Here is a 21,000-nt window from a genome sequence, read left to right as displayed (position 1 = left end):
ATTCGAATGAAGACTTTTGCTTCAAAAGGATAAGAGTACGAATATCCTTCCTTTACCAGGATAAATAAAAATGCTCAAAAAAAAATCCCGACAATTCATGCCGGGATTTTCAAATAATATCTATTCAATGTTTACACATTAAATCTGAAATGCATGATATCTCCATCCTGCACAATGTATTCTTTCCCTTCTACTTTAAACTTCCCTGCTTCTTTTACTGCAGCTTCAGAACCTAAAGTGGTGAAATCATTGTATTTCATTACTTCCGCACGGATGAATCCCTTTTCAAAATCCGTGTGGATCACTCCTGCAGCCTGAGGTGCTGTTGCACCGATCGGAACCGTCCAGGCACGTACTTCCTTCACTCCTGCCGTGAAATATGTTTGAAGATTCAATAGCGAATAAGCCGAACGGATCAAACGATTAACGCCCGGTTCTTCCAAACCAAGTTCTTCCAGGAACATTTGGCGTTCATCATAGGTTTCCAATTCCGTAATATCCGCTTCGATCTTTGCTCCGACGATTAAGATTTCAGCATTTTCATCTTTTACCGATTCACGAACTGCATCTACATGTGCATTCCCTGTTTTAACAGCAGATTCTTCCACGTTACAAACATACATAACCGGCTTTGATGTGATCAGTTGAAATTTCTGTACGATTTCCTGTTCTTTTTCATCAAAACTCATTGAGCGAACAGATTTCCCTTGTTCCAACGTAGCTTTAATTGCTAATGCCAAGTCGTTTTCTTTGATAACTTCCTTATCTCCCGACTTCAGGTTTCGAGCCAAAGACTGAATACGTTTTTCAATCGATTCCAAATCTTTCAACTGCAATTCGATATCAATAATCTCTTTATCACTAACAGGATCTACACGTCCGTCTACATGAATAATATTTCCGTCTTCAAAACAACGCAACACATGCAAAATAGCATCAGTTTCGCGGATGTTTGCCAGGAATTGGTTACCCAGACCTTCACCTTTTGAAGCTCCTTTCACCAAACCTGCAATATCTACTATTTCCATTGTAGTCGGAACCACACGCTCCGGGTTCACCATTGATTCCAATTTCTCCAAACGGGGATCCGGAACTGAAATAGTTCCCACATTCGGTTCAATCGTACAGAAAGGGAAATTCGCAGATTGCGCTTTAGCGTTTGACAAACAATTAAACAAAGTTGACTTACCAACATTCGGCAAACCAACTATTCCGCATTTCAATGCCATAAAATAATTTTTTGCAAAGATAATTTATAATTGCAAATGATTTCACAGAAAGTATGTTTGCGTAAAGATGGTTATTCCTTCACTGCTTTAAACGTTTGTTTTAAATCCAATCCAACACGAAACAAATAAATACCTCGCGATAAATTACTCATATCCACAGGTGTGTTTTCTGAATCTATCCTTCCTGTCAGCATCAACTTTCCCGTATGGTCATACACGAAGTAGTCAGCACCCAATTGGCTTACCCCGGTTTGAATGGTAACTTGACTTTTTATAGGATTGGGAAATAAAGAAAATGCATCTGCAATTTCAGATCTATTGGACAATCCGTTAGTCGTTCCGAAGCTTAGTAAACACGTGTCAATATCAAAGGCATCTATACCATAAACAAAAACTACGGTTAAAGGTTCGCAAGCCAAAGATCCACTTAGCGTAACCTGATAATCATTTGTAGTTTGTCCGATCTGAGCAAAGAAAGACATTCCACCTGTTGCCACTGTATCACCATTACAGTCGAGCACAGCAGAAACATAAGGGTAATTGACATGGCTAGTTGAGGGTTCAGAAAATTGAATGCTAACGTTGTACAGACTTGAATCCGATGGATCCGGATTTATTTCCAAAACTGTAAAATCAGCACAGGAAATAGATTGGGCCATTAATGTGCAAGAGAAGCTAATAATTGTAAATACTGTAAGTAATAATAATTTCGTTTTCATAATCTTTTTTTATTTTAAACGAAGGAAATTCTTCGGCTTTCCTATTTTGCCTTTTTGTTAAGACAAAGGTATATCCGACTATTTGCACAGATGTTATAAAAAACCGGCAATTACTTATGAATATCCGCCAACTGTTCTGTTAATTTTCTCCGACCAACAAATGAGTTCGTTTTGACAATGTGCATACCCTTTCGTTTTGACGTTTAGAAATACTTTTTTAATTTTGTCAATATGAGAATGACTGTAATGTTATAATACTCCTTTTCAAGCTTAATTCTTAAGCAATGCGCTTTATTGATACAAAGCGTTTCTTCCTATTATTAATTCATTTTATTGATAATCAAATACCAAGTCTGATGTTGACAGATATTGTTGATGTGTTGGCTGGTTTTTAAACAAAAAAATATGTCAGATATACTGAGCAGAAAAGAAATACAGCATTTTATTCATAACGGTTTTGTTCGCCTTGATCATGCATTTTCCAAGGAAATTGCAGATGCTGCTTTAGAAATTCTATGGAATGACCTTCCTTGCGACAGGTCAAATCCTTCAACCTGGATTGAGCCTGTAATTCGTTTGGGAATGTACACAGATGAACCTTTTATCAATTCCATAAACACTCCAAAGTTACATCATGCATTTGATCAGTTAATTGGTAAAAACAAATGGATTCCTTGTCGAAATGTAGGATCATTTCCTATCAGGTTTCCATCTGCCAAACAACCTAATGATATTGGTAAACATGTAGATACGAGTTTTCCGGGAAATGACCCGAACAATTATTTCGAATGGCGTGCCAACGTCAAATCAAAAGGACGGGCATTATTGATGTTGATCTTGTATTCCGATGTTAGTCTAAATGATGCTCCAACTGTCATTTATGAAGGTTCTCATATTGATGTTGCAAAGTTATTGTCTAAAGAGGGAGATGAAGGTCTTTCCTTTATGGAACTTGCGGGCAAGCTAGATGAGTTGCCAAAAAGAAAAAAAGTGTATGCCACCGGTAAAGCGGGTACAGTTTACCTATGTCATCCGTTCCTGATTCATTCAGCTCAACCACATAGAGGAAGTACTCCTAAATTTATGGCACAACCACCTTTGTTGTTAAAGGGTGAATTGTCTATTTCGGATTCTGATGCGGGCTATTCTCCCGTTGAAGAGGCTATTCGTTTAGGAATAGAGAAATCATAAAAAGGTCGCATTGATGGAGGTTGTTTTTAGCAGCCTCTTTCTTTTTAGAGTTGCACATAACAGTTTTGGTGCTTGGCGAAGGTGGCAATTTTCACAACAATGCTGAGCGGAGAACTAATATGTAATTAACCACAAATGTCCCTGTGGGGGACTGAACCGCCACTTTTGAATAGGCGAAAACGACCAAGAAAATTACTTCCAAAAAAAAAAGAAAAGTCCTAAATAGAACAAAATGAAGTCCTTTCTGAAACACTTTGCCATTTCGTTCTTATTTTCGCAGCATTACAATAACTAAGATTTTCACAACTATGAAATACTATTCGTTTGCACTGCTTTTCCTGGTATCGGGTTTTTCGTTCTCTCAAAAAGGCTCCGGGCAGGACTCTGCGATCATCCGTCAATTCTTTGATGAAGCCTTAGTACGGGGGAAATCATACGAAGACCTGCGCTCGTTGTGTAAAGGTGTTGGTGCGCGGCTTTCAGGTTCGGCACAAGCCCAAATGGCAGTTGAATGGGGAAAACGTAAAATGGAAACTTATGGTTTTGATAAAATATACCTGCAGCCTGTCATGGTTCCGCACTGGGAACGAGGAAATAAAGAGGCTGCCTGGTTTCAAAACAGTACAGGAGAGATTATCCAGGTTGATATCCTGGCATTGGGAGGTTCAATCGGAACGAATGGAATTTTGAAAGCGGAAGTGATCGAATTCAAGTCCCTGGATGAACTGAAGAAAGCTACAAAAGCAAGCGTACAGGGAAAGATCGTTTTCCTGAATCAGCCAATGAATCCTGCAGACATTATCACCTTTAAAGCATACGGAGGCTGTTATGGTATCCGCGGACAGGGTGCAGCTGAAAGTGCCAAATTGGGAGCAGTCGGAGTTGTGATCCGCTCACTGGCTTTGCCCGAAGATCATTTTCCACATACAGGTTCCATGTATTACGAGGAAGGTGTTTCAAAAATTCCGGCGGGAGCATTATCCACCATTTCTTCCAATGAGCTTTCACAAGCTCTTTCAAAGGGAAAAATAACCTTTATCATGGAAATGGATTGCAGGGATTTCCCGGATGAACCTTCGTTCAATGTCATGGGAGAACTCACCGGAAGCGAAAAACCAAACGAAGTCATTACAATAGGTGGACACCTGGATTCCTGGGATGCCGGCGAAGGTGCTCACGATGATGGTGCCGGAATCGTTCATTGCCTGGAGGCACTGCGCATTTTGAAGGTTTCGGGAATCAAACCAAAACATACAATCCGCGTAGTTTTCTTTATGAACGAGGAAAACGGAAACAAAGGAGGTCACGCCTATGCAAAATGGGCAAAGCAAGAAAATCAAAAGCAAATTGCTGCCGTAGAAAGTGATCGCGGCGGATTCAGCCCGGATGGTTTTGAGTGTGACGGGAAAGAACCCTTCATTCAATTGATCAAAGGATTTGCACCGCTGCTTGCCCCTTACGATCTGCATCACTTCGAAGCAGGTTATGGTGGTGTGGACATTTCTCCGCTGAAACAACATTACGAAGGAATCCCATTATTCGGGTTCGTTCCCGATTCACAGCGCTATTTTGACTTTCACCATGCAGCAAGCGATGTGTTTGAAAGCGTAAACAAACGTGAACTCGAACTAGGCTGTGCAAGTATGGCGGCTTTTGTGTATTTATTAGATAAATCATTGTAATTATGAACAATCAAAATCCTTTCATAGGAAGACCCAACCCGGAATTTGCTCCTGCTTATGCAAAGTATTATTTTGAAAGAACGATCGGGCAGGAAGACCTGATGCTTGCACTGGAAAAGGATTTGGATGACACCGCTGATTTTATTGCAAGTCTGCCTGAATCCAAAGCAGATTTCCAGTATGCAGATGACAAATGGACGTTAAAAGGCGTTATTCTTCATTTCATAGAAACAGAGCGTATTTTTCAATACCGCGCTCTTCGTTTTTCACGCAAAGACAAAACTGCCCTCGATGGATTTGACGAAGGTTGGTACAGTCAGCACAACAACACGGAACAACGTACATTGGAAGATTTGAGATCAGAATTCATCGATGTTCGAAAAGCAAGTATTTCCTTGTTTAAAGGAATGAACAGTTCCATGCTGGATTCGATCGGTACGGCAAATAATAGTCCGAACACTCCGCGCAATCTTGGCTGGATCATTGTGGGACATGTTATTCATCACTGCAATATCATAAAGGAGCGTTATCTTGTTGATACAGACGAAGCATTTTAAAATAATAAGTAGTGGTGAAAATTTTTCGCCACTACTATCTCCAAAACCTTTTAATTCTATCTGTAAATCCACCCCTGTTCATTTCTTGGTTAATTAATTTTCATTACAAATTGGTAATATGAGTTAGAATACTGCTAAATTTGCAGTCTCAACTGTTAACCGGTACAAAATCGGTTAATGGAAAATGAACAAAGTATGGCAGATATTTTTGATAAAATTGAACGTAATCGTGGACCTATCGGGCAGTATTCCAAAGGAGTTCATGGTTATTTCACCTTTCCAAAGTTAGAGGGTGAGTTAGGTAACAAAATGATTTTCCGCGGGAAAGAGTGTTTGGTTTGGTCTTTAAACAACTACTTAGGTTTGGCTAATCATCCGGAAGTTCGTGAAGCTGACGCACAGGCAGCAGCACAATACGGTTTGGCTTATCCTATGGGAGCTCGTATGATGACCGGTCAAACAAGTGAGCATGAAAAACTGGAAAATGAGTTAGCTGAATTCATGGGAATGGAAGATTGCATTCTTTTAAACTTTGGATATCAGGGAATGGTTTCTGCAATCGACTGTTTGGTTGACCGCAGCGATATCATTGTTTATGATTCGGAAGCACATGCTTGTATTTTGGATGGTATGCGTTTGCACACAGGTAAACGTTTCGTATTCCAGCACAACGATATGGAAAGCTTTGATAAGCAAATGAGAAATGCTACCCGTCTTGCTGAAACAACCGGTGGTGGTATTTTGGTTATCACTGAAGGAGTTTTCGGAATGGCAGGTGACCAGGGAAAATTAAAAGAAATTGTTGAATTCCGTAAATCCGGAAAATACGACTTCCGTTTATTCGTTGATGATGCACATGGATTCGGTACACTTGGTGAAACCGGCCAGGGTGCAGGTGAAGCTCAGGGAGTTCAAAATGAAATCGACGTATTATTCGGAACTTTTGCTAAATCCATGTCTTCAATCGGAGGATTTATTTGTGCAAAAGAATCGATCGTTGAGTTCTTCCGTTACAACATGCGTTCCCAGATGTTTGCAAAAGCATTGCCGATCACAATCACGATCGGGGCTCGCAAGCGTTTGGAATTGTTGCGCACACGTCCTGAATTGAAAAACAAATTATGGGAGATCGCAGACGCGCTTCAAACTGGATTTAAGAATGCAGGATTTGATATCGGTGCAACAAACTCTCCGGTAACTCCGGTTTTCATGAAGGGAAGCCTTGCAGAAGCAACGAATCTGACATTTGATTTACGTGAGAACTACAATATTTTCTGTTCGATCGTTATTTATCCGGTAGTTCCTAAAGATGTGATCATGTTGCGTATTATTCCAACTGCTGCACACACTTTGGAAGATGTATCCTACACGATTGAAACATTCAAGACACTGAAAGACAAGTTAGATTCGGGTGCTTACCAAGCCGATGAATTAGCAACTGTTGAAGTAGACAGAAAAAAGTAGGAAACAACTCTTACTTACGAAATAAAGAATTAAAACCCTGGTCCCGTAAATACGGAATCAGGGTTTTTTAATGCCCTTAACTGAGATTCTCTGCTGATTTCTAATAATTCATTACATAATCGAATCAGGAAATCAAAGATTCAGTATCTTCACTTACCAAAACTAGTCTATGCTTAAGCGAATTTTCTTTCCGAGGTTCTTTAATGAAACAAATTTCGAAGATGAGACCAAACTTATGTTGGCATACCGCCTGTCTTTATTTTTGAGCATTGTTATCGGAATACTAAGCATTGTTTTATTTATTTATTCCAGCACAACCACTGCCTTTATCACATTGTTATCATTCTTTACTGTTTTGGTAACCACTATTTATATTTTCAAAACGGGAAAATTTCGTTTACCCACCATTATTTTCAGCATCATAGGTGCATTCTGCTGCGTTATCAGCCTGTTCCTTGTTCAAAACCAGCCGCATTTTATGAATGGTTTTTGGATGGTCATAAATATTCTCCTGGCATTTATTGTTTTAGGCGCCAGATGGGGATTGTTATTTACCTTATTTCACGCAACCGCCCAGTCAATTTATTTCTATTATTTCCTGGATCAGCAAATGGAAATTATGCGAAACCTGACGCATGAACAACTAGTAGCTACCGTTATAAACTGCCTTTTGTGTTTTTCAATTATCGGATACCTGGGATGGGAAAACATTCGAACTAATGAGGTAGGAAGAAAGAAACTGAACGAAGCTCAGGACGTACTTCAGGTACAATACAACATCATCTCGAAACAGAACGAAGAAAAAACAGTGATGCTGAAAGAAATTCATCACAGGGTGAAAAACAACCTTCAGATCATCACGAGTTTATTGCGTCTGCAATCCAGGGAATTGGAGAATCCCGAAGCAATTGCCAAGTTTAAGGATGCCACACACCGCGTGATTGCCATGTCGATGATCCATGAAAAAATGTATCAGAGTGATCATCTTTCCACTCTGCATTTACGGGAATATCTGCATGACCTATCCTCCGACCTGGTTTCCTCATATCAATCCGGATACCCGGTAAGCCTGAAAATAGAATGTGATATTGATTCCATCGGTCTGCGTTCCGTAGTGCCAATCGCCCTAATCCTTAACGAATTAATTTCCAATTCACTGAAATATGCATTTGACGATTACGAAAACTGCCTCATTTCCATTTCATTTATGCATCACCAGGGCAAAAAATGCAAATTGATCTACCGGGACAGCGGTACCTGGAAAGCTCCTTCAAGACAGGGATCCTTCGGATTAGACCTCATCGAATCATTGACAGACCAGCTGGAGGGAACCATGGAATTGAAAACTTATCCGGAAACAATTTTTGACATTACTTTCAGTCCGCAAGAGGACCAGTAAACAAATTCAAAATGCAAAATTAAGAATGCAAAAAGTAATCTCCTCAATTACTCAGTCTACTTTTGAATTTTGCATTTCTAATTTTTAATTTTTAAGATCTCCTGCACTGCAGACGAAACGTACTCCACTCCTATTGCGATGACTATAAATCCGATGATTCGCGAAATGGCATTGATCCCCGAAGCTCCTAATGCTTTCACAATAAAATGGGATGTTCTCAAAATTAAATAGATCACCAGGCAAACCGCAATAATTGCACAAACAGATAACAAATGCTGCTCCTGATTATTAAACGATTGATTGTAGGTAATTAAAAGCGATATCGATCCGGGCCCAGCCAGCATTGGAATTGCCAAAGGTGTCAGTGAAACCTCTGACCTTGTTTCCAAATCAGCCTGAACACTTGCCTTTTTCATCCCCTTGTGTTTGGTAAAAGATCCTGTAAGCAAAGCAAAGCCGGATGTCGCGATAATCAATCCTCCGGCCACACGCAAGGATGTAATACTGATTCCGAAGAAATTCAAAACATACTTACCGGCAAAAAAAGAAATCAAAAGGATGATGCATACATTGACAGAAGTCCAGAAGGATGTTTTGTCGCGGTTATGCTTCGTATCATCCTTAGTCAATCCAACAAAAACGGGAACTGTTCCCAAAGGGTTCAAAACTGAGAATAAAGCTGCAAAGACACTGATAAATAATTCCATTTTTTGCTGCAAAATTCCCCATATTTCGGGGTTTACACGTTAGGTGAATGTTAATTCTTAATTACGATTCCTAATTCTATTCTAATTTAAACTTTCTAATTCGTAATTCGTAATTCGTAATTCGTAATTCGTAATTCTATGATTATCTTCGTAAAAAACAAGAAATGGAGAAAGAACAATTAACAGAACTTGCCTCCCAATTAAGCCATCCATCGGGAGAAAAAGGCAATGAAATTGCACAGATGATGAATGAAACGAATATCGGGATGACAAAAAATGCAATCTCGAATTTGAACCTGACTCCGGGAGATTCTGTTTTGGAGCTGGGCCATGGAAACGCCGGTCACCTGGAATTTCTTTTTTCTCAATGCGGGAATATCCATTATACCGGTTTAGAGATTTCAACACTAATGAACCAGGAAGGACAGCAGTTGAACAAAAACCTCGTTAATGCCCAAAAGGCGTATTTCGTATTGTATGACGGAAAACAAATCCCTTTCGCGGATAATCACTTCGACAAATTATTCACCGTTAATACCATCTATTTCTGGGAAGATCCGCTGGCATTACTTACAGAACTGTCGCGTGTTCTCAAACCCGGAGGCCAGTTCTCACTTACATTTGCACACCGCAGTTTTATGGAAACTCTTCCCTTCACTCCATTTGGTTTCACCTTATACAACCCGGATGAAGCAATGAAAATAGTGGAGCGCAGCCCCTTTAAGTTGAAGCATGAAGATGATCAAAAAGAAGTAGTACTCACCAAAACAGGAGAATCCGTGGAAAGACAATTTTCTACATTGGTTCTCGAAAACTCCAAATAATCCGTTCAACAACATTCATTCGCAAATTATGAAAGAACATACTTACGAAGCCACCATTTCCTGGACCGGGAATAAAGGAAGCGGAACCTCAGATTACGCAGCATACGGGAGAGAATTTACCCTTCAAATTCCGAATAAACCCGATCTATTATGCTCAGCGGATGTACCATTTCGTGGTGACAAAACAAAACACAATCCGGAAGACTTCTTCTTGGCATCCCTTTCCAGTTGTCATATGCTTTGGTATTTTCATTTGTGTGCGGATGCCGGAATCAGGGTCATTGAGTATGAAGACCAGCCGATTGGAAAAATGATTCAAGACCCCAATGGTGGTCGTTTTACTTCCGTGGTACTTCGCCCGAAAGTGGTAATTACCGATCCAACTCAAACTGAACTGGCAAACAGTTTACACCACGAAGCCAATAAACAGTGTTTCATTGCCAATTCGTGTAATTTTCCTGTAACCCACGAGCCAACATGTTCGGCAAAAGATGCCTGATTTGAGAAAGAAGATTTAGATTTCATCAAAGTGTGCTTAAATTTGTAAACCAAGAATCCGCATGAGCAACAAGAAAAAAGGAAATACATCCATCCGAAAAGCACGCTATGTTTTATACAAAGAAACACTGGTCGATGCAAAAGAACACCTCTGGACATTCATCGGCTCTTTTTTTGGAATTGGTTTGATTGCTCTAACCCAGGCACAATCACTCGACAAATTAGAAAACATTTTCCTGATCGGCTCATTCGGAGCAAGCAGTGTATTGATCTACGGAGCAATTCAAAGTCCGCTGGCTCAACCGCGCAACCTGGTTGGAGGACACCTTATTTCGGCCTTCATAGGTGTATGTGTGTACAAACTCATTCCCGATCCCATTTGGATCTCTGCACCTCTTGCAGTTAGTCTTTCAATCGTTGCCATGCAAATGACGAAAACACTTCATCCTCCCGGCGGCGCAACTGCCCTGATTGCAGTCATCGGAACTCCCAAGATCAAAGACCTGGGATTCATGTATGTTTTATCTCCGGTGTTATCAGGTGTGCTGATTCTTCTCCTTGTTGCGATTGTGGCCAATAACCTGACAAAAAACAGGAAATATCCGACCAATAGCAGATTGACGAAATACATCAAACCAAAAAGAATACGCTTAAGAGATGTCACAAAAAACAAAGAGAATTTGTAAAAAAGGTCATCATTATTTCAAAAGCAGTGATTGTCCTACTTGCCCGGTTTGCGAAGAAGAGCGAAAATCTGGGGCGGGTATTTTTTCCGATCTTTCTGCTCCTGCACGAAGAGCAATGGAAAATAATCACATTACAACATTGGAAGAACTTTCCCGGTACACGGAAAAAGAAATCCTGCAGTTTCACGGAATCGGTAAAACTTCTCTTCCAATCCTAAGAAAACTCTTATCTGAGCAAGGGCTTGTTTTCAAAATTTAATTTTTGAGTTATATTTACTTTTAGAAGACTCATAGACGTAAGACTCAAGACCAAAGACTTGATCTGTCTATAGTCTTATATCTAACGTCTTTAGTCTCAAAAATATGAAAACAACGTTCACAACCGTAGACGAATACATCCAGGAGTTTGAAGGAGAAACCCGGGAGCGATTAATTGCAATCCGGAAATTGATTCGGGAAACCGCACCGGAAGCTGTAGAATCGATTTCGTACGGGATGCCAGCATATAAAGTGAACGGGAAGCCGCTGGTTTATTTTGCTGGATACAAATCACACGTCGGGTTTTATGCTACTCCAACCGGTCACAAAGCATTCGAAAAAGAACTTTCCAAATACAAGCAAGGAAAAGGTTCCGTTCAATTTCCTTTAAACGAGCCTCTTCCTATAAAACTGATCAAAGAAATCGTTCTGTTCAGGCTGGCAGAAAATGATAATTTGTACGGAAATAAGAGATAGCGTCAGCTATCGAATACTTAGTGCAGCAGCGGCAAACTGCTTAGCACTAAGGAAGTACCCAGCTATCATTTAAAGAATGATTAAATTCACCAAAAAACAACTCATGAAACACCTGCTGATTTTCCTTTTAATTATTTCTGCATCGTCGTCGTACGCTCAATTCACTCATGCAGATTCCCTAAGAGGTACATACGGAAGCTCCCGCAATTGGTGGGATTTAAAACACTATGACCTGAGTGTAACATTTGACATAGAAAAGAAGGAGATTCACGGTAAAAACACAATACGTTTTTCTGTCCTGGAATTAAGAACAAAAAATACTTCTGAATTACAGATCGATCTTCAGGAACCAATGATTATTGACAGTATTCTATCAAAAAACGAACTGAAAAAATTGACTTTTCGAAAGGACGGAAATGCCTATTTTATCCCAGGTGCAATAAGCGGTGAAGATGATAATGAGCTAACGGTATATTTCCACGGAAAACCACGAGTTGCAAAACGCGCACCCTGGGATGGCGGAATTGTGTGGGCCAAAGATCAAAATAGCAAACCATGGGTTTCAGTTGCTTGCCAGGGACAAGGAGCAAGTGTTTGGTTTCCGTGTAAAGATTCTCAATTCGACGAGCCGGATAATGGAGTTACTATGCACTACACCTGTCCAGGTGATTTGGTTTGTGTGAGTAATGGGATTTTCGCCGGTAAAGAAATAAAGAATACAGGCCAGGCTACTTATTCATGGAATGTAAGCAACCCGATCAATAATTACTGCATGATCCCATATATCGGAGATTATGTAAACATGCACGAACACTTTGCAGGTGAAAAAGGAAATCTCGAAATCGATTACTGGGTTTTAAGAGGAAACGAAGAGAAGGCCAAAAAGCAATTCCAGGACGCACCAAAAACACTCAAGGCTTTGGAATACTGGTTCGGTCCCTACCCTTTCTATGAAGATGGTTACAAATTGGTTGAAGCTCCTTACCTGGGAATGGAACACCAAAGTGCCGTAGCTTACGGGAACGGTTATAAGAACGGTTATCTGGGTTCTGATTTAAGCGGAACGGGAATCGGATTAAAATGGGATTTTATTATCGTCCATGAAAGCGGGCACGAATGGTATGGAAATAACATTACCTCGAAAGACATTGCAGATATGTGGGTCCACGAAGGATTTACCTGTTACAGCGAAACGCTCTTTACTGATTATTGGTTCGGAACGGAGGATGCAGACAAATACTGCCAGGGGCTCCGGAAAAACATCCTGAATGACAAACCGGTCATCGGGCCGTACAACGTAAATACCGAAGGAAGCGGTGATATGTATAACAAAGCCGCCAATATGCTTCACACCATTCGAACAATCCATGCGAACGATTCCTTGTTCCGCATGATGCTTCGGAAAATGAATGCAACATTTTACCATCAAACAGTTACGACCCAGCAAATCGAGCAGTTTATGTCGGTTGAATTGGGTGTGGATCTTTCAAAAGTATTTGATCAATACCTGAGAGAAAAGAACCCGCCTACCCTTCAATTGAAATACAAGAAGAACAAAGTACAGTTTCGCTGGATTAATTGTATTCCGGGATTCAATATGCCTATCATGAACGGAAAACAGAAACTGGCTTGTTCATCCAAATGGGGATCTTATGCAATTGGTCATGATTATTCCTTTGAATTGAATCCGAACTTATACGTAATTCTTCAAGAAAAGGGATTGAAAAATAAATAGGGTTTCGCTGCATGTCATTTTGTTAATTAATTCTGACAAGTGACTTCAAAGTGCCTCTTTGATTTTTCTACTTTTGTAGAAATTTCAAGAATGTTAACGCTCGATCCGAAAGAACTTCCCGTACCCAAACTTCACAGCTATTTGCTTGGAGCTATCGGACCACGCCCCATCGCTTTTGCTTCCACAATCGATGAAAACGGGGTAAACAACTTATCTCCGTTCAGTTTTTTCAATGTGTTTTCGGCAGCTCCACCGATCCTTATTTTTTCTCCTGCCAGAAACGGGAGAACCAATACGACCAAGGACACTTATAACAATGTCAAGCATATTCCCGAAGTGGTTATTAACATTGTGAATATGGACATCCTGCATCAAATGAGTTTGAGCAGTTCTCCTTTCGGTCCGGAAGTGGATGAATTCGTTAAATCAGGTCTTACCCCTATAAAATCAGATACGATCAGACCCATGCGTGTTCTGGAAGCACCTGTTCAGTTTGAGTGCAAGGTTTTAGAAGTACGCGAACTGGGAGATCAGGGAGGTGCAGGAAATTTGGTTATTTGCGAAGTAACCAAAATTCACATTCACGAAGAAATTTTGGCAGAGGATGGAACTATTGACCAGAAGAAGATTAACCTGGTAGCCAGAATGGGAGGAAACTGGTATTGTCATGCAAATGAGGCCTCCATGTTCGAGATCACAAAACCGATTACAACAATCGGTATTGGTTTTGATCAGCTCCCGGATGATATCCGTGTCAGTTCTGTCCTAACAGGAAATGATCTGGCGCAGTTGGCCGGTGTTACGGAATTACCAAATGAAACAGATGTAAACGAGTATAAACTATTGGAATTAAGTGATTTATTCCTAACTTTAGAAGACGAACCGGCAAAGCTGGAACTTGCTCTGCATCAACGTGCAAAAGAATTAATTAATAAAAATGATATTGAAGGAGCCTGGATGACCCTGCTTTCTTTTAACGATTAAAAATTGTAAATAACCCGTAGAAATATGTTTAAAATATCCGGAATATTAAAGGTGAAAAATGATACCGTTCAAGTATCAGAAAAGTTTTCAAAGAGAGAATTTGTTTTAACTGATAATGCAAGTATGTATCCTCAGGATATCCTGTTTCAATTAACGCAAGATAAATGCAGTCTGATTGATGGATTTAACACGCAGGAGCAAATTGAAGTGTCTTTCAACCTAAGAGGCCGTGAATGGACAAGCCCTCAAGGAGAAGTTAAATACTTCAATACACTGGAAGCATGGAGAATTGAAAAGGTCGGATCTCCTGCAATGGGAGGTGGAATTCCGGCTGGCGGACCAACTGCAATGAGTTTGGATCCGATTGCTACACCAAGTGCATCAACGGCACCAAGCGACGACGACGATTTACCATTCTAATAATAAAAGCCCCGGCGATAAATCCCGGGGCTTTTTTACATCCTAAATACTATGAAAGAAGACGTTGCCCGTAAACTGACAAATAATCTTACATTAATTCGAATCCTTTTCGGAGCTTTTCTTTTCGGTATTCTCAGTTTTCTAACAGCAATGAGTCTCATTGTTGAAGCTGGAAGCCAACAAACAAATACCAATGAGCTTTTCCAGCTGATCGCACCAATTTTCATGGTGACCGCAGTATCGGTAAGTATTTTTCTCGGAAAATCCATGCTCGCCAAAGTCCACAACGAAACCAACCCATTGAAACTGATCAAATCGTATACATCTGTAAGGATCATTCAAATGGGGATAATAGATGCATCTATCATTTTTGCTATCGTTTGCTTTGTACTCACCACCAACAGCTATTTTATTATTCTTGCCGGAATCGGTACATTGTACTTTATATCCCTTTTCCCTCTTCAGAAAAAGGTAGTCCAGCAATTAAAACTGGATTCCCCGATCAATTATTAAGCAGGTAATTATTCGAAAAATCGTGGAATAATTCCCCGGTTTGGTGCTTTATTCTACACTTTTATCCATTTTGGCAAATCAATTTACTTTTTATCTGATCGCAGTTAATCCTTCCCAAAACACTGATAAACAATAGGTTTTGCTTTTTAATTTTCCATTTTGAATTTTGAATTCAGGCACTGGCATTATATTTCCATTGGAGACTGCAGAATCTTAAAAAAAAGTACCATGAAAAAGTTAATCATCGCAGCAATAGCAATTACCACAACAGTATTCGCAAACGCTCAAACAGGAACGGAAACAGCTAAGGCTCCAAAAACAGAAGTAACAGACGCAACCAATCCGGACCGAGTAAAAATCAAATTGGAGGAATTACCTGCAGCTGTAAGAAAATCACTTACTGAAGACGCGTTCCAGGGATGGACAGCTAAAAATGCTTACATCGTGAAAAATAAAACTGAGAAAACTTATTACGAAGTTGAATTATGGAATGCTAAATCTGAGTTGAATGTCGTAAAATTCAATGAAGACGGAACAGTTATCAAATAACCTGTTTTTCCTTAAATAATCCTAAGAAAGGTCTTGCTTTTGCTTGACCTTTCTTATTTTTATTAGGAATCACAAAACAAGAGCTTTGGATAAAAAAATCCTGTTAATTGAAGACGATCCGACTTTCGCAAAAATTGTAACTGCTTTTTTAAACAAGAAAGGTTATGAAGTAAGCACTGCCCCTAATCTCCAGTCAGGTGAAAAATCACTGAGTTCAGAAAAATACGATCTGCTGCTTTTGGATTACCGTTTACCAGATGGAATCGGGATAGATCTCATTGCAAAAATGGGAGTTCACTTTCCAAACCTTCCGGTTGTGATCATTACCAGCTTTGACGATGTAAGAACTGCGGTGAAATCCATTCAATCCGGAGCCTTTGAGTATATCATCAAGCCCATAAATCCGGATGAACTATTGCTGGTAATTGAATCGGCTTTAACTAAAAAAACGCAACCTAAAACTCAGGTATCAGCCACTCCTCCTAATAAAACAGCTTTCATAAAGGGCGAAAGTCCGATAGCAAAAAAATTATACGAATATGTTGACCTGGTTGCTCCTACGGAAATGTCCGTGATGATCATCGGGGAAAGCGGAACAGGAAAGGAGCATATCGCCCGTTCCATCCACAATCAAAGCAAACGTTCTGACGGACCGTTCATAGCTGTCGACTGCGGAGTACTTTCCAAAGAACTTGCCGCCAGCGAATTATTCGGACATGCGAAAGGTTCCTTTACGGGTGCATTGCAAGATAAAGTTGGAGTGCTGGAAAAAGCAAACGGGGGAACCCTGTTTTTGGACGAGATCGGGAACCTGGGTTATGATGTTCAGATCAAACTACTGCGCACGCTTCAGGAACGAACAATCGAACCCGTTGGAAGCGGAAAAAGCATTCCCATCGATATTCGTCTGATCAGTGCAACAAATGAAAACTTACTCCAGGAAATCGGAGCAGGTAATTTCAGGGAAGACATTTATCACCGTATCAATGAATTCAAGATTCAGATGCCTGCCTTACGCGAAAGAGGGGCCGACCTGGAACTTTTCATTCAATACTTTGTAGAACAATCAAATAATGAGTTGGACCGCTCTGTAAAAAGGCTTTCTCCCGAGATCATTGAAGTTTTCAAAAAATACGACTGGCCGGGAAACTTACGGGAACTGCGCAATGTGATCAAACGTTCTGTTCTGTTGAGCAAAAATGACGAAATCGGAATTGACTTACTCCCTGAAGAAATGATCTCACGCGCTCACAAAAGCAACCCGAATAACTTAAAGCTGGTTCAGGAGACCAATGAACGCGAGTTGATCTTAAATGCCCTGGTTCAGACCAGATACAACAAAACAAAAGCTGCCCGGCTTTTAAACATTGACCGGAAGACTCTTTACAGTAAAATGGAAAAGTACCAGCTGGATTGAATTGTTCCCGCTATTTGTTCTCGATACGTCAGTTATGGCTGACACTATCAAACGCTTTCAATTGCTTTTTCCAGTTCCGGAATGATCTCATTTACCTCGTAGAAAACAACTCCGCGACCGCTGTTCTTCAATTGAATTTCCAAGGCTCGCAATTTTTGTGCTAGATTCCGGGATCCCATTTGTCCAAACCTTCCTGCCAGGCGGTGAACCAATAACAAAATATCCTGTGTATTTTGTTCTCTCAAAGCTGTTTTTATAGCTTTTAAATCAGACTTTGAATCGGATACAAACTGGATCCTGATTTCTTTAAATTCCGTCTCATCTGGGATCATGGCTTTTAATCCGGAAAAATCAAATTCTGTTTCCCGCATATTAAGTTTGCGAATTGGTTCATAAAACTCATTGCTTTTAAAGGGTTTCAGAACAATTTCATCGAAGCCGCTTTGCAGGAACAATTCCTTTTCTTCCGGTAATACCTGGGCAGTAAGTGCGATGATCTTCACCTGCTTATGTCCGCGTTGTCTCAAGCGTGCACATAAATCGATCCCGCTCATTCCCGGCATACGGACATCGGCGTATATCACTCTCACGTCTTCATTCCAATCCGTTCCCAGCAGTTCTCCCGGATCACTGAAGCACCTGAATTTCAGATTCTTTTGCTTTAATAATTGTTCACATAACTTTAAAATAAGCGGATCATCATCTACAACCCAAATCTCCCCATCCAATTCAATTGCTTCTTCCGACTTGTTAACTACAGTTTGTAATTCGCCTGATTGTGCTTTTTCGAAAGAGAAGTGAAGTTTAAATTCCGTTCCTTTTCCCAATACACTTTTTACAGTCATTTTACCTTTCAGGGCATCTACCAGTTCTTTTACAATGCTTAAACCCAAGCCTGTTCCGGATTGAACGGGTGCGTTTCGGGCCTGCTCAAATTGCTGGAAAACAAGCTTCAGATCTTTCGCATCCATCCCGATGCCGGTATCGGAAATAGTGAAATACACATCCAAACTATTCGCATGATCCTTCATCTGAACTTTTAACGAAACCGAACCTTGCTGAGTAAATTTTACTGCATTGCTGATTACATTGATCAAAATTTGTTTCAAGCGAAACGAATCGGAAATCACTGCTGAGCCTTGTTCAAATTCATCCGTTTGAAAAATCCATTGAATACCTTTCTGACTGCACTGAAAAGCAGATAAATCTGCAACTTCATCAATCATTTCTTTTAACTGAAAAGCTTTCTTCTCGATTTTAAAATTGGAGGAAATGATGCGCGAATAATCCAGGATTTCATTGACAACCTGCAACAAGTGTTCAGAAGCTTTCGAAACCACCTCGATTTTAGATTTATCATGTCCCTGTTCATTCATCAACAGCTCAGAATATCCAACGATCGTCTGCAAGGGTGAACGGATTTCGTGACTCATATTGGAAAGAAAGCGCTGCTTTGCCTGGCTGTGGAATTCTGCCTCTTCCCTGGATGCCTCCAATTGCCTGCGATAACGATTGAATTTCGATATGTCCCCGATAATAAAGCCAATGAGAACAAAAGCCACCAGTACAAAAATCACCGTTAAAATCTTGGTAAATGAAACAGTTTCCCGGGCAATTTGGATCGACATAGCAGAACTCAGGTGCGTATTCAGGCTTTCTTCATTCTTCACCTCACCTATTATCTCCAATAAACGATTATACAAGATCTCATTGCTTTTTATGAGGATCAACTCCTGTTTCTGCAAGAACTTCCGGCCCGAATTCCGTTCTGATTCGACCTCGTCCAGAGAAATGCGAATATTTTCCAGGATACTATCTTTTTTCTGGGAAACAGCTAGTGTATCTATGTGAACATTCATCCTCTCTTCCACAACTACATACGGCTTTGTCTCGACGACCACCTGCTTCTTCCGCCTGAACCGTCTTTTCTTTACCGGAACTTCTTCTTTTACAACCGGATCAAAATAGGTGTACGTTTTCGTTTGCTTTTCTGTAGTAACCACATTTGTGTCGACTTTTAAATTCTCCCGGTCAACACGATCCGCCAATTCTTCGAACTGTTTGTCCACTAATCCGTTGTGAATGTAATTGTACCTGATCTTGAGGTATTTTTCAAAAAGTTTATTTCGCCGTACGAAGATAGAATCCACCTGGACCAGTCGTTCGACCTGCGAGGAGTTATCTGCAAAGGAATCCTTCAGTTGAGCCAGCCTGTTTGAGATCTGTGAAACCCTTTTATCGTATTCGTTGGAAGGATTGTACCTGTTTTGTAAAGCTTCCGCCCGATAGAAATCATTGAGCCGGCTCATTTCCATTTGCAGGTCATTCAAAGCATTCAAGCGGTTATTCGGTTTTGCCAAATCTTCAACAACCGTGTTAATCCGGTCGAATGCACTGCGATTAACGATCCAGGTAAACAGCGAAACACACAACACTAAACCGAAGGCTAGAATTAACTTCCCACGGGTTGTTTGTGTAAATCGTTTTGAATGTTCCAAATTTGTCTGCTTTAAAAAGACTGCCTTTGATTCCCTCAGTCATCTTTTAAACTGAGTTGGAATAAGAACATCATAAAAATAGGGACAAATGCCTCCTGTAAATACTAAAAAGACCTAAATTATCGTCCTTTCCATTCCGGCTGAGAGACCATGAGATATGCCAGAAGCGCAAACAAATAAATCGGATAAAACAACTCGAACAGTCCCAAACCTAACAAATCAAAGGGTTTCGGTTTCTTTTTATCCATTTTCACCAAGATGAAATCCATTCCGTACTTAAATGCAATTAGCAGGAAGGTAAGCCAATAAACTCCGGCAAAAAAAGTGATTATCAAAAGCAGGAAGTAATAAAGATGAAGTCCGACCGCCCAAACTCCTAAAAAATTATTCAGTGAATCGGCCACATGATTTGTTTTTCCGAGCCAGCGGACACGCTGTTCCATCACTTCCGAAAGTGTTTCCGGAGTTTCAGTTTCCACTTTCAGTGCTTCATTCTCTACGATCTCGATCCGTTTTCCGGCGCTTCTAAAAGCTCTTAAGGTATAAATATCATCTCCGCTTAAAATATGGTCGTGTTCTTCGATATCATCCACCTGATCAAAGCTTGAAACGTGGATCAGCAGGTTTGCCCCGCTGCAATTCACAGGTCTTGACCATCCTGCAATTCCTTTATTCAAAAGTGTAGTGAAAAGATATTCCAATGTAAAGAAAGACTGCCACCATTTTGTACCTGTCATCTCGACGGGAAGGATGATCAACTCAGCTTCAGGAAGCAGGAGCATCGATTTCATGTAATCCTTTCCGAATGAAACATCCGCATCCATAGTCAGGCAGTATTCTGTACGAACGTGATCCATTCCAAAACGAATTGCCCGCTTCTTTCCTCTTTGTTCTTCCGGCAAATGTAGTAGTCGCACTGGAAATGAATCCATTTCCCTGAACAAGTCTATATAAGAATCAGAAGAATGATCATTGACAAAAATCCATTGTGCCGGCTGGTATCGCTGAGCATAAATACAATCCAGGAACTCTTTCAGGTTAGCTGCTTCATTTCTAAAAGGAATCACCACTGAAATTTCATCAATTGCCATCATCTTTTTTGAGTTTCTGCTGATCCTCAAACGGTTCACACCAAACAGCAATGTCAAGATCGAAAGCATATAAAGAAGTACCCAGGAACCAATCAACCACAT

The 21,000-nt window shown here is 40.3% G+C and carries 21 protein-coding genes; 16 read left to right on the top strand and 5 right to left on the bottom strand.

The features are described from left to right. Positions 1 to 131: 131 nt before the first annotated feature. A complete protein-coding gene (gene ychF / locus K0S23_RS08360; protein WP_300356197.1) occupies positions 132 to 1,223 on the bottom strand; it encodes a redox-regulated ATPase YchF in 1,092 nt (363 codons plus the stop codon). A gap of 77 nt (positions 1,224 to 1,300) precedes the next feature. Further along, positions 1,301 to 1,948, bottom strand: coding sequence for a T9SS type A sorting domain-containing protein (locus tag K0S23_RS08355; RefSeq protein ID WP_300356101.1), 648 nt, complete (start codon positions 1,946 to 1,948; stop codon positions 1,301 to 1,303). Positions 1,949 to 2,353: 405 nt separating this feature from the next. Here K0S23_RS08355 and K0S23_RS08350 point away from each other — a divergent pair, with 405 nt between their 5' ends. From K0S23_RS08350 to K0S23_RS08330, 5 genes are all read left to right on the top strand, one after another. Then, positions 2,354 to 3,139, top strand: a complete 786-nt coding sequence (locus tag K0S23_RS08350) for a hypothetical protein (RefSeq protein WP_300356099.1) — start codon at positions 2,354 to 2,356, stop codon at positions 3,137 to 3,139. 308 nt (positions 3,140 to 3,447) lie between these two features. Next, positions 3,448 to 4,821: a M20/M25/M40 family metallo-hydrolase gene (locus K0S23_RS08345; protein ID WP_300356097.1), complete on the top strand. Its 1,374-nt coding sequence runs from the start codon at positions 3,448 to 3,450 to the stop codon at positions 4,819 to 4,821. Between the two features lie 2 nt (positions 4,822 to 4,823). Further along, positions 4,824 to 5,378, top strand: coding sequence for a DinB family protein (locus K0S23_RS08340; RefSeq protein ID WP_300356095.1), 555 nt, complete (start codon positions 4,824 to 4,826; stop codon positions 5,376 to 5,378). A gap of 195 nt (positions 5,379 to 5,573) precedes the next feature. Further along, complete coding sequence (locus tag K0S23_RS08335) at positions 5,574 to 6,842, top strand: aminotransferase class I/II-fold pyridoxal phosphate-dependent enzyme (protein WP_300356195.1); 1,269 nt, start codon at positions 5,574 to 5,576, stop codon at positions 6,840 to 6,842. A 169-nt stretch (positions 6,843 to 7,011) separates the two neighbouring features. Continuing rightward, on the top strand, positions 7,012 to 8,241 hold the full coding sequence (locus K0S23_RS08330; RefSeq protein WP_300356093.1) for a sensor histidine kinase: 1,230 nt from the start codon (positions 7,012 to 7,014) through the stop codon (positions 8,239 to 8,241). A gap of 77 nt (positions 8,242 to 8,318) precedes the next feature. Here K0S23_RS08330 and K0S23_RS08325 read toward each other — a convergent pair whose 3' ends face one another. Beyond that, positions 8,319 to 8,948 carry a MarC family NAAT transporter gene (locus K0S23_RS08325; protein ID WP_300356091.1) on the bottom strand — a complete coding sequence of 210 codons (630 nt, stop codon included), beginning with the start codon at positions 8,946 to 8,948 and terminating at the stop codon, positions 8,319 to 8,321. Between the two features lie 164 nt (positions 8,949 to 9,112). Between K0S23_RS08325 and K0S23_RS08320 the strand changes: the two genes are divergently transcribed. From K0S23_RS08320 to K0S23_RS08270, 11 genes are all read left to right on the top strand, one after another. Further along, on the top strand, positions 9,113 to 9,772 hold the full coding sequence (locus K0S23_RS08320; protein WP_300356089.1) for a class I SAM-dependent methyltransferase: 660 nt from the start codon (positions 9,113 to 9,115) through the stop codon (positions 9,770 to 9,772). Between the two features lie 28 nt (positions 9,773 to 9,800). Beyond that, the gene (locus K0S23_RS08315; protein WP_300356087.1) at positions 9,801 to 10,271 is read left to right on the top strand and encodes an OsmC family protein; all 471 of its coding nucleotides are present in this window, start codon (positions 9,801 to 9,803) and stop codon (positions 10,269 to 10,271) included. A gap of 61 nt (positions 10,272 to 10,332) precedes the next feature. Further along, positions 10,333 to 10,956 (top strand): HPP family protein, encoded by a 624-nt coding sequence (locus K0S23_RS08310; RefSeq protein WP_300356085.1) that lies wholly within the window; start codon positions 10,333 to 10,335, stop codon positions 10,954 to 10,956. Continuing rightward, positions 10,928 to 11,215, top strand: a complete 288-nt coding sequence (locus tag K0S23_RS08305; protein ID WP_300356083.1) for an RNA polymerase alpha subunit C-terminal domain-containing protein — start codon at positions 10,928 to 10,930, stop codon at positions 11,213 to 11,215. The genes K0S23_RS08310 and K0S23_RS08305 overlap by 29 nt, the downstream gene beginning before the upstream one ends. 104 nt (positions 11,216 to 11,319) lie before the next feature. Next, a complete protein-coding gene (locus K0S23_RS08300; RefSeq protein WP_300356081.1) occupies positions 11,320 to 11,691 on the top strand; it encodes a DUF1801 domain-containing protein in 372 nt (123 codons plus the stop codon). A 103-nt stretch (positions 11,692 to 11,794) separates the two neighbouring features. Beyond that, positions 11,795 to 13,426, top strand: coding sequence for a M1 family metallopeptidase (locus tag K0S23_RS08295; protein ID WP_300356079.1), 1,632 nt, complete (start codon positions 11,795 to 11,797; stop codon positions 13,424 to 13,426). A gap of 90 nt (positions 13,427 to 13,516) precedes the next feature. Further along, positions 13,517 to 14,410, top strand: a complete 894-nt coding sequence (locus K0S23_RS08290; RefSeq protein ID WP_300356077.1) for a flavin reductase family protein — start codon at positions 13,517 to 13,519, stop codon at positions 14,408 to 14,410. Positions 14,411 to 14,434: 24 nt separating this feature from the next. Then, positions 14,435 to 14,830 (top strand): DUF3127 domain-containing protein, encoded by a 396-nt coding sequence (locus K0S23_RS08285; protein ID WP_300356075.1) that lies wholly within the window; start codon positions 14,435 to 14,437, stop codon positions 14,828 to 14,830. 51 nt (positions 14,831 to 14,881) lie between these two features. Beyond that, the gene (locus K0S23_RS08280) at positions 14,882 to 15,343 is read left to right on the top strand and encodes a hypothetical protein (RefSeq protein ID WP_300356073.1); all 462 of its coding nucleotides are present in this window, start codon (positions 14,882 to 14,884) and stop codon (positions 15,341 to 15,343) included. A gap of 228 nt (positions 15,344 to 15,571) precedes the next feature. Continuing rightward, positions 15,572 to 15,892 carry a hypothetical protein gene (locus K0S23_RS08275; protein ID WP_300356071.1) on the top strand — a complete coding sequence of 107 codons (321 nt, stop codon included), beginning with the start codon at positions 15,572 to 15,574 and terminating at the stop codon, positions 15,890 to 15,892. Positions 15,893 to 15,977: 85 nt separating this feature from the next. Further along, on the top strand, positions 15,978 to 17,309 hold the full coding sequence (locus K0S23_RS08270) for a sigma-54 dependent transcriptional regulator (protein ID WP_300356069.1): 1,332 nt from the start codon (positions 15,978 to 15,980) through the stop codon (positions 17,307 to 17,309). A 47-nt stretch (positions 17,310 to 17,356) separates the two neighbouring features. Here K0S23_RS08270 and K0S23_RS08265 read toward each other — a convergent pair whose 3' ends face one another. After that, on the bottom strand, positions 17,357 to 19,807 hold the full coding sequence (locus K0S23_RS08265) for a hybrid sensor histidine kinase/response regulator (RefSeq protein ID WP_300356067.1): 2,451 nt from the start codon (positions 19,805 to 19,807) through the stop codon (positions 17,357 to 17,359). Between the two features lie 119 nt (positions 19,808 to 19,926). Further along, on the bottom strand, positions 19,927 to 21,000 hold the full coding sequence (locus K0S23_RS08260) for a glycosyltransferase (protein ID WP_300356065.1): 1,074 nt from the start codon (positions 20,998 to 21,000) through the stop codon (positions 19,927 to 19,929).

Source organism: Fluviicola sp., assembly GCF_029266855.1.
Classification (GTDB): Bacteria; Bacteroidota; Bacteroidia; order Flavobacteriales_D; family Crocinitomicaceae; genus Fluviicola.
Note: the sequence above shows the minus strand (reverse complement) of the source record. Positions and strands in the feature narration are given on the sequence as shown.

Coding starts and splice junctions, on each gene's coding strand:
- K0S23_RS08300 (WP_300356081.1), top strand. CDS start 11,320: ATGAAAACAACGTTCACAACCGTAGACGAATACATCCAGGAGTTTGAA.
- K0S23_RS08325 (WP_300356091.1), bottom strand. CDS start 8,948: ATGGAATTATTTATCAGTGTCTTTGCAGCTTTATTCTCAGTTTTGAAC.
- K0S23_RS08310 (WP_300356085.1), top strand. CDS start 10,333: ATGAGCAACAAGAAAAAAGGAAATACATCCATCCGAAAAGCACGCTAT.
- K0S23_RS08330 (WP_300356093.1), top strand. CDS start 7,012: ATGCTTAAGCGAATTTTCTTTCCGAGGTTCTTTAATGAAACAAATTTC.
- K0S23_RS08335 (WP_300356195.1), top strand. CDS start 5,574: ATGGCAGATATTTTTGATAAAATTGAACGTAATCGTGGACCTATCGGG.
- K0S23_RS08315 (WP_300356087.1), top strand. CDS start 9,801: ATGAAAGAACATACTTACGAAGCCACCATTTCCTGGACCGGGAATAAA.
- K0S23_RS08290 (WP_300356077.1), top strand. CDS start 13,517: ATGTTAACGCTCGATCCGAAAGAACTTCCCGTACCCAAACTTCACAGC.
- K0S23_RS08305 (WP_300356083.1), top strand. CDS start 10,928: ATGTCACAAAAAACAAAGAGAATTTGTAAAAAAGGTCATCATTATTTC.
- K0S23_RS08340 (WP_300356095.1), top strand. CDS start 4,824: ATGAACAATCAAAATCCTTTCATAGGAAGACCCAACCCGGAATTTGCT.
- K0S23_RS08285 (WP_300356075.1), top strand. CDS start 14,435: ATGTTTAAAATATCCGGAATATTAAAGGTGAAAAATGATACCGTTCAA.
- K0S23_RS08275 (WP_300356071.1), top strand. CDS start 15,572: ATGAAAAAGTTAATCATCGCAGCAATAGCAATTACCACAACAGTATTC.
- K0S23_RS08345 (WP_300356097.1), top strand. CDS start 3,448: ATGAAATACTATTCGTTTGCACTGCTTTTCCTGGTATCGGGTTTTTCG.
- K0S23_RS08295 (WP_300356079.1), top strand. CDS start 11,795: ATGAAACACCTGCTGATTTTCCTTTTAATTATTTCTGCATCGTCGTCG.
- K0S23_RS08260 (WP_300356065.1), bottom strand. CDS start 21,000: ATGTGGTTGATTGGTTCCTGGGTACTTCTTTATATGCTTTCGATCTTG.
- K0S23_RS08320 (WP_300356089.1), top strand. CDS start 9,113: ATGGAGAAAGAACAATTAACAGAACTTGCCTCCCAATTAAGCCATCCA.
- K0S23_RS08280 (WP_300356073.1), top strand. CDS start 14,882: ATGAAAGAAGACGTTGCCCGTAAACTGACAAATAATCTTACATTAATT.
- K0S23_RS08350 (WP_300356099.1), top strand. CDS start 2,354: ATGTCAGATATACTGAGCAGAAAAGAAATACAGCATTTTATTCATAAC.
- K0S23_RS08355 (WP_300356101.1), bottom strand. CDS start 1,948: ATGAAAACGAAATTATTATTACTTACAGTATTTACAATTATTAGCTTC.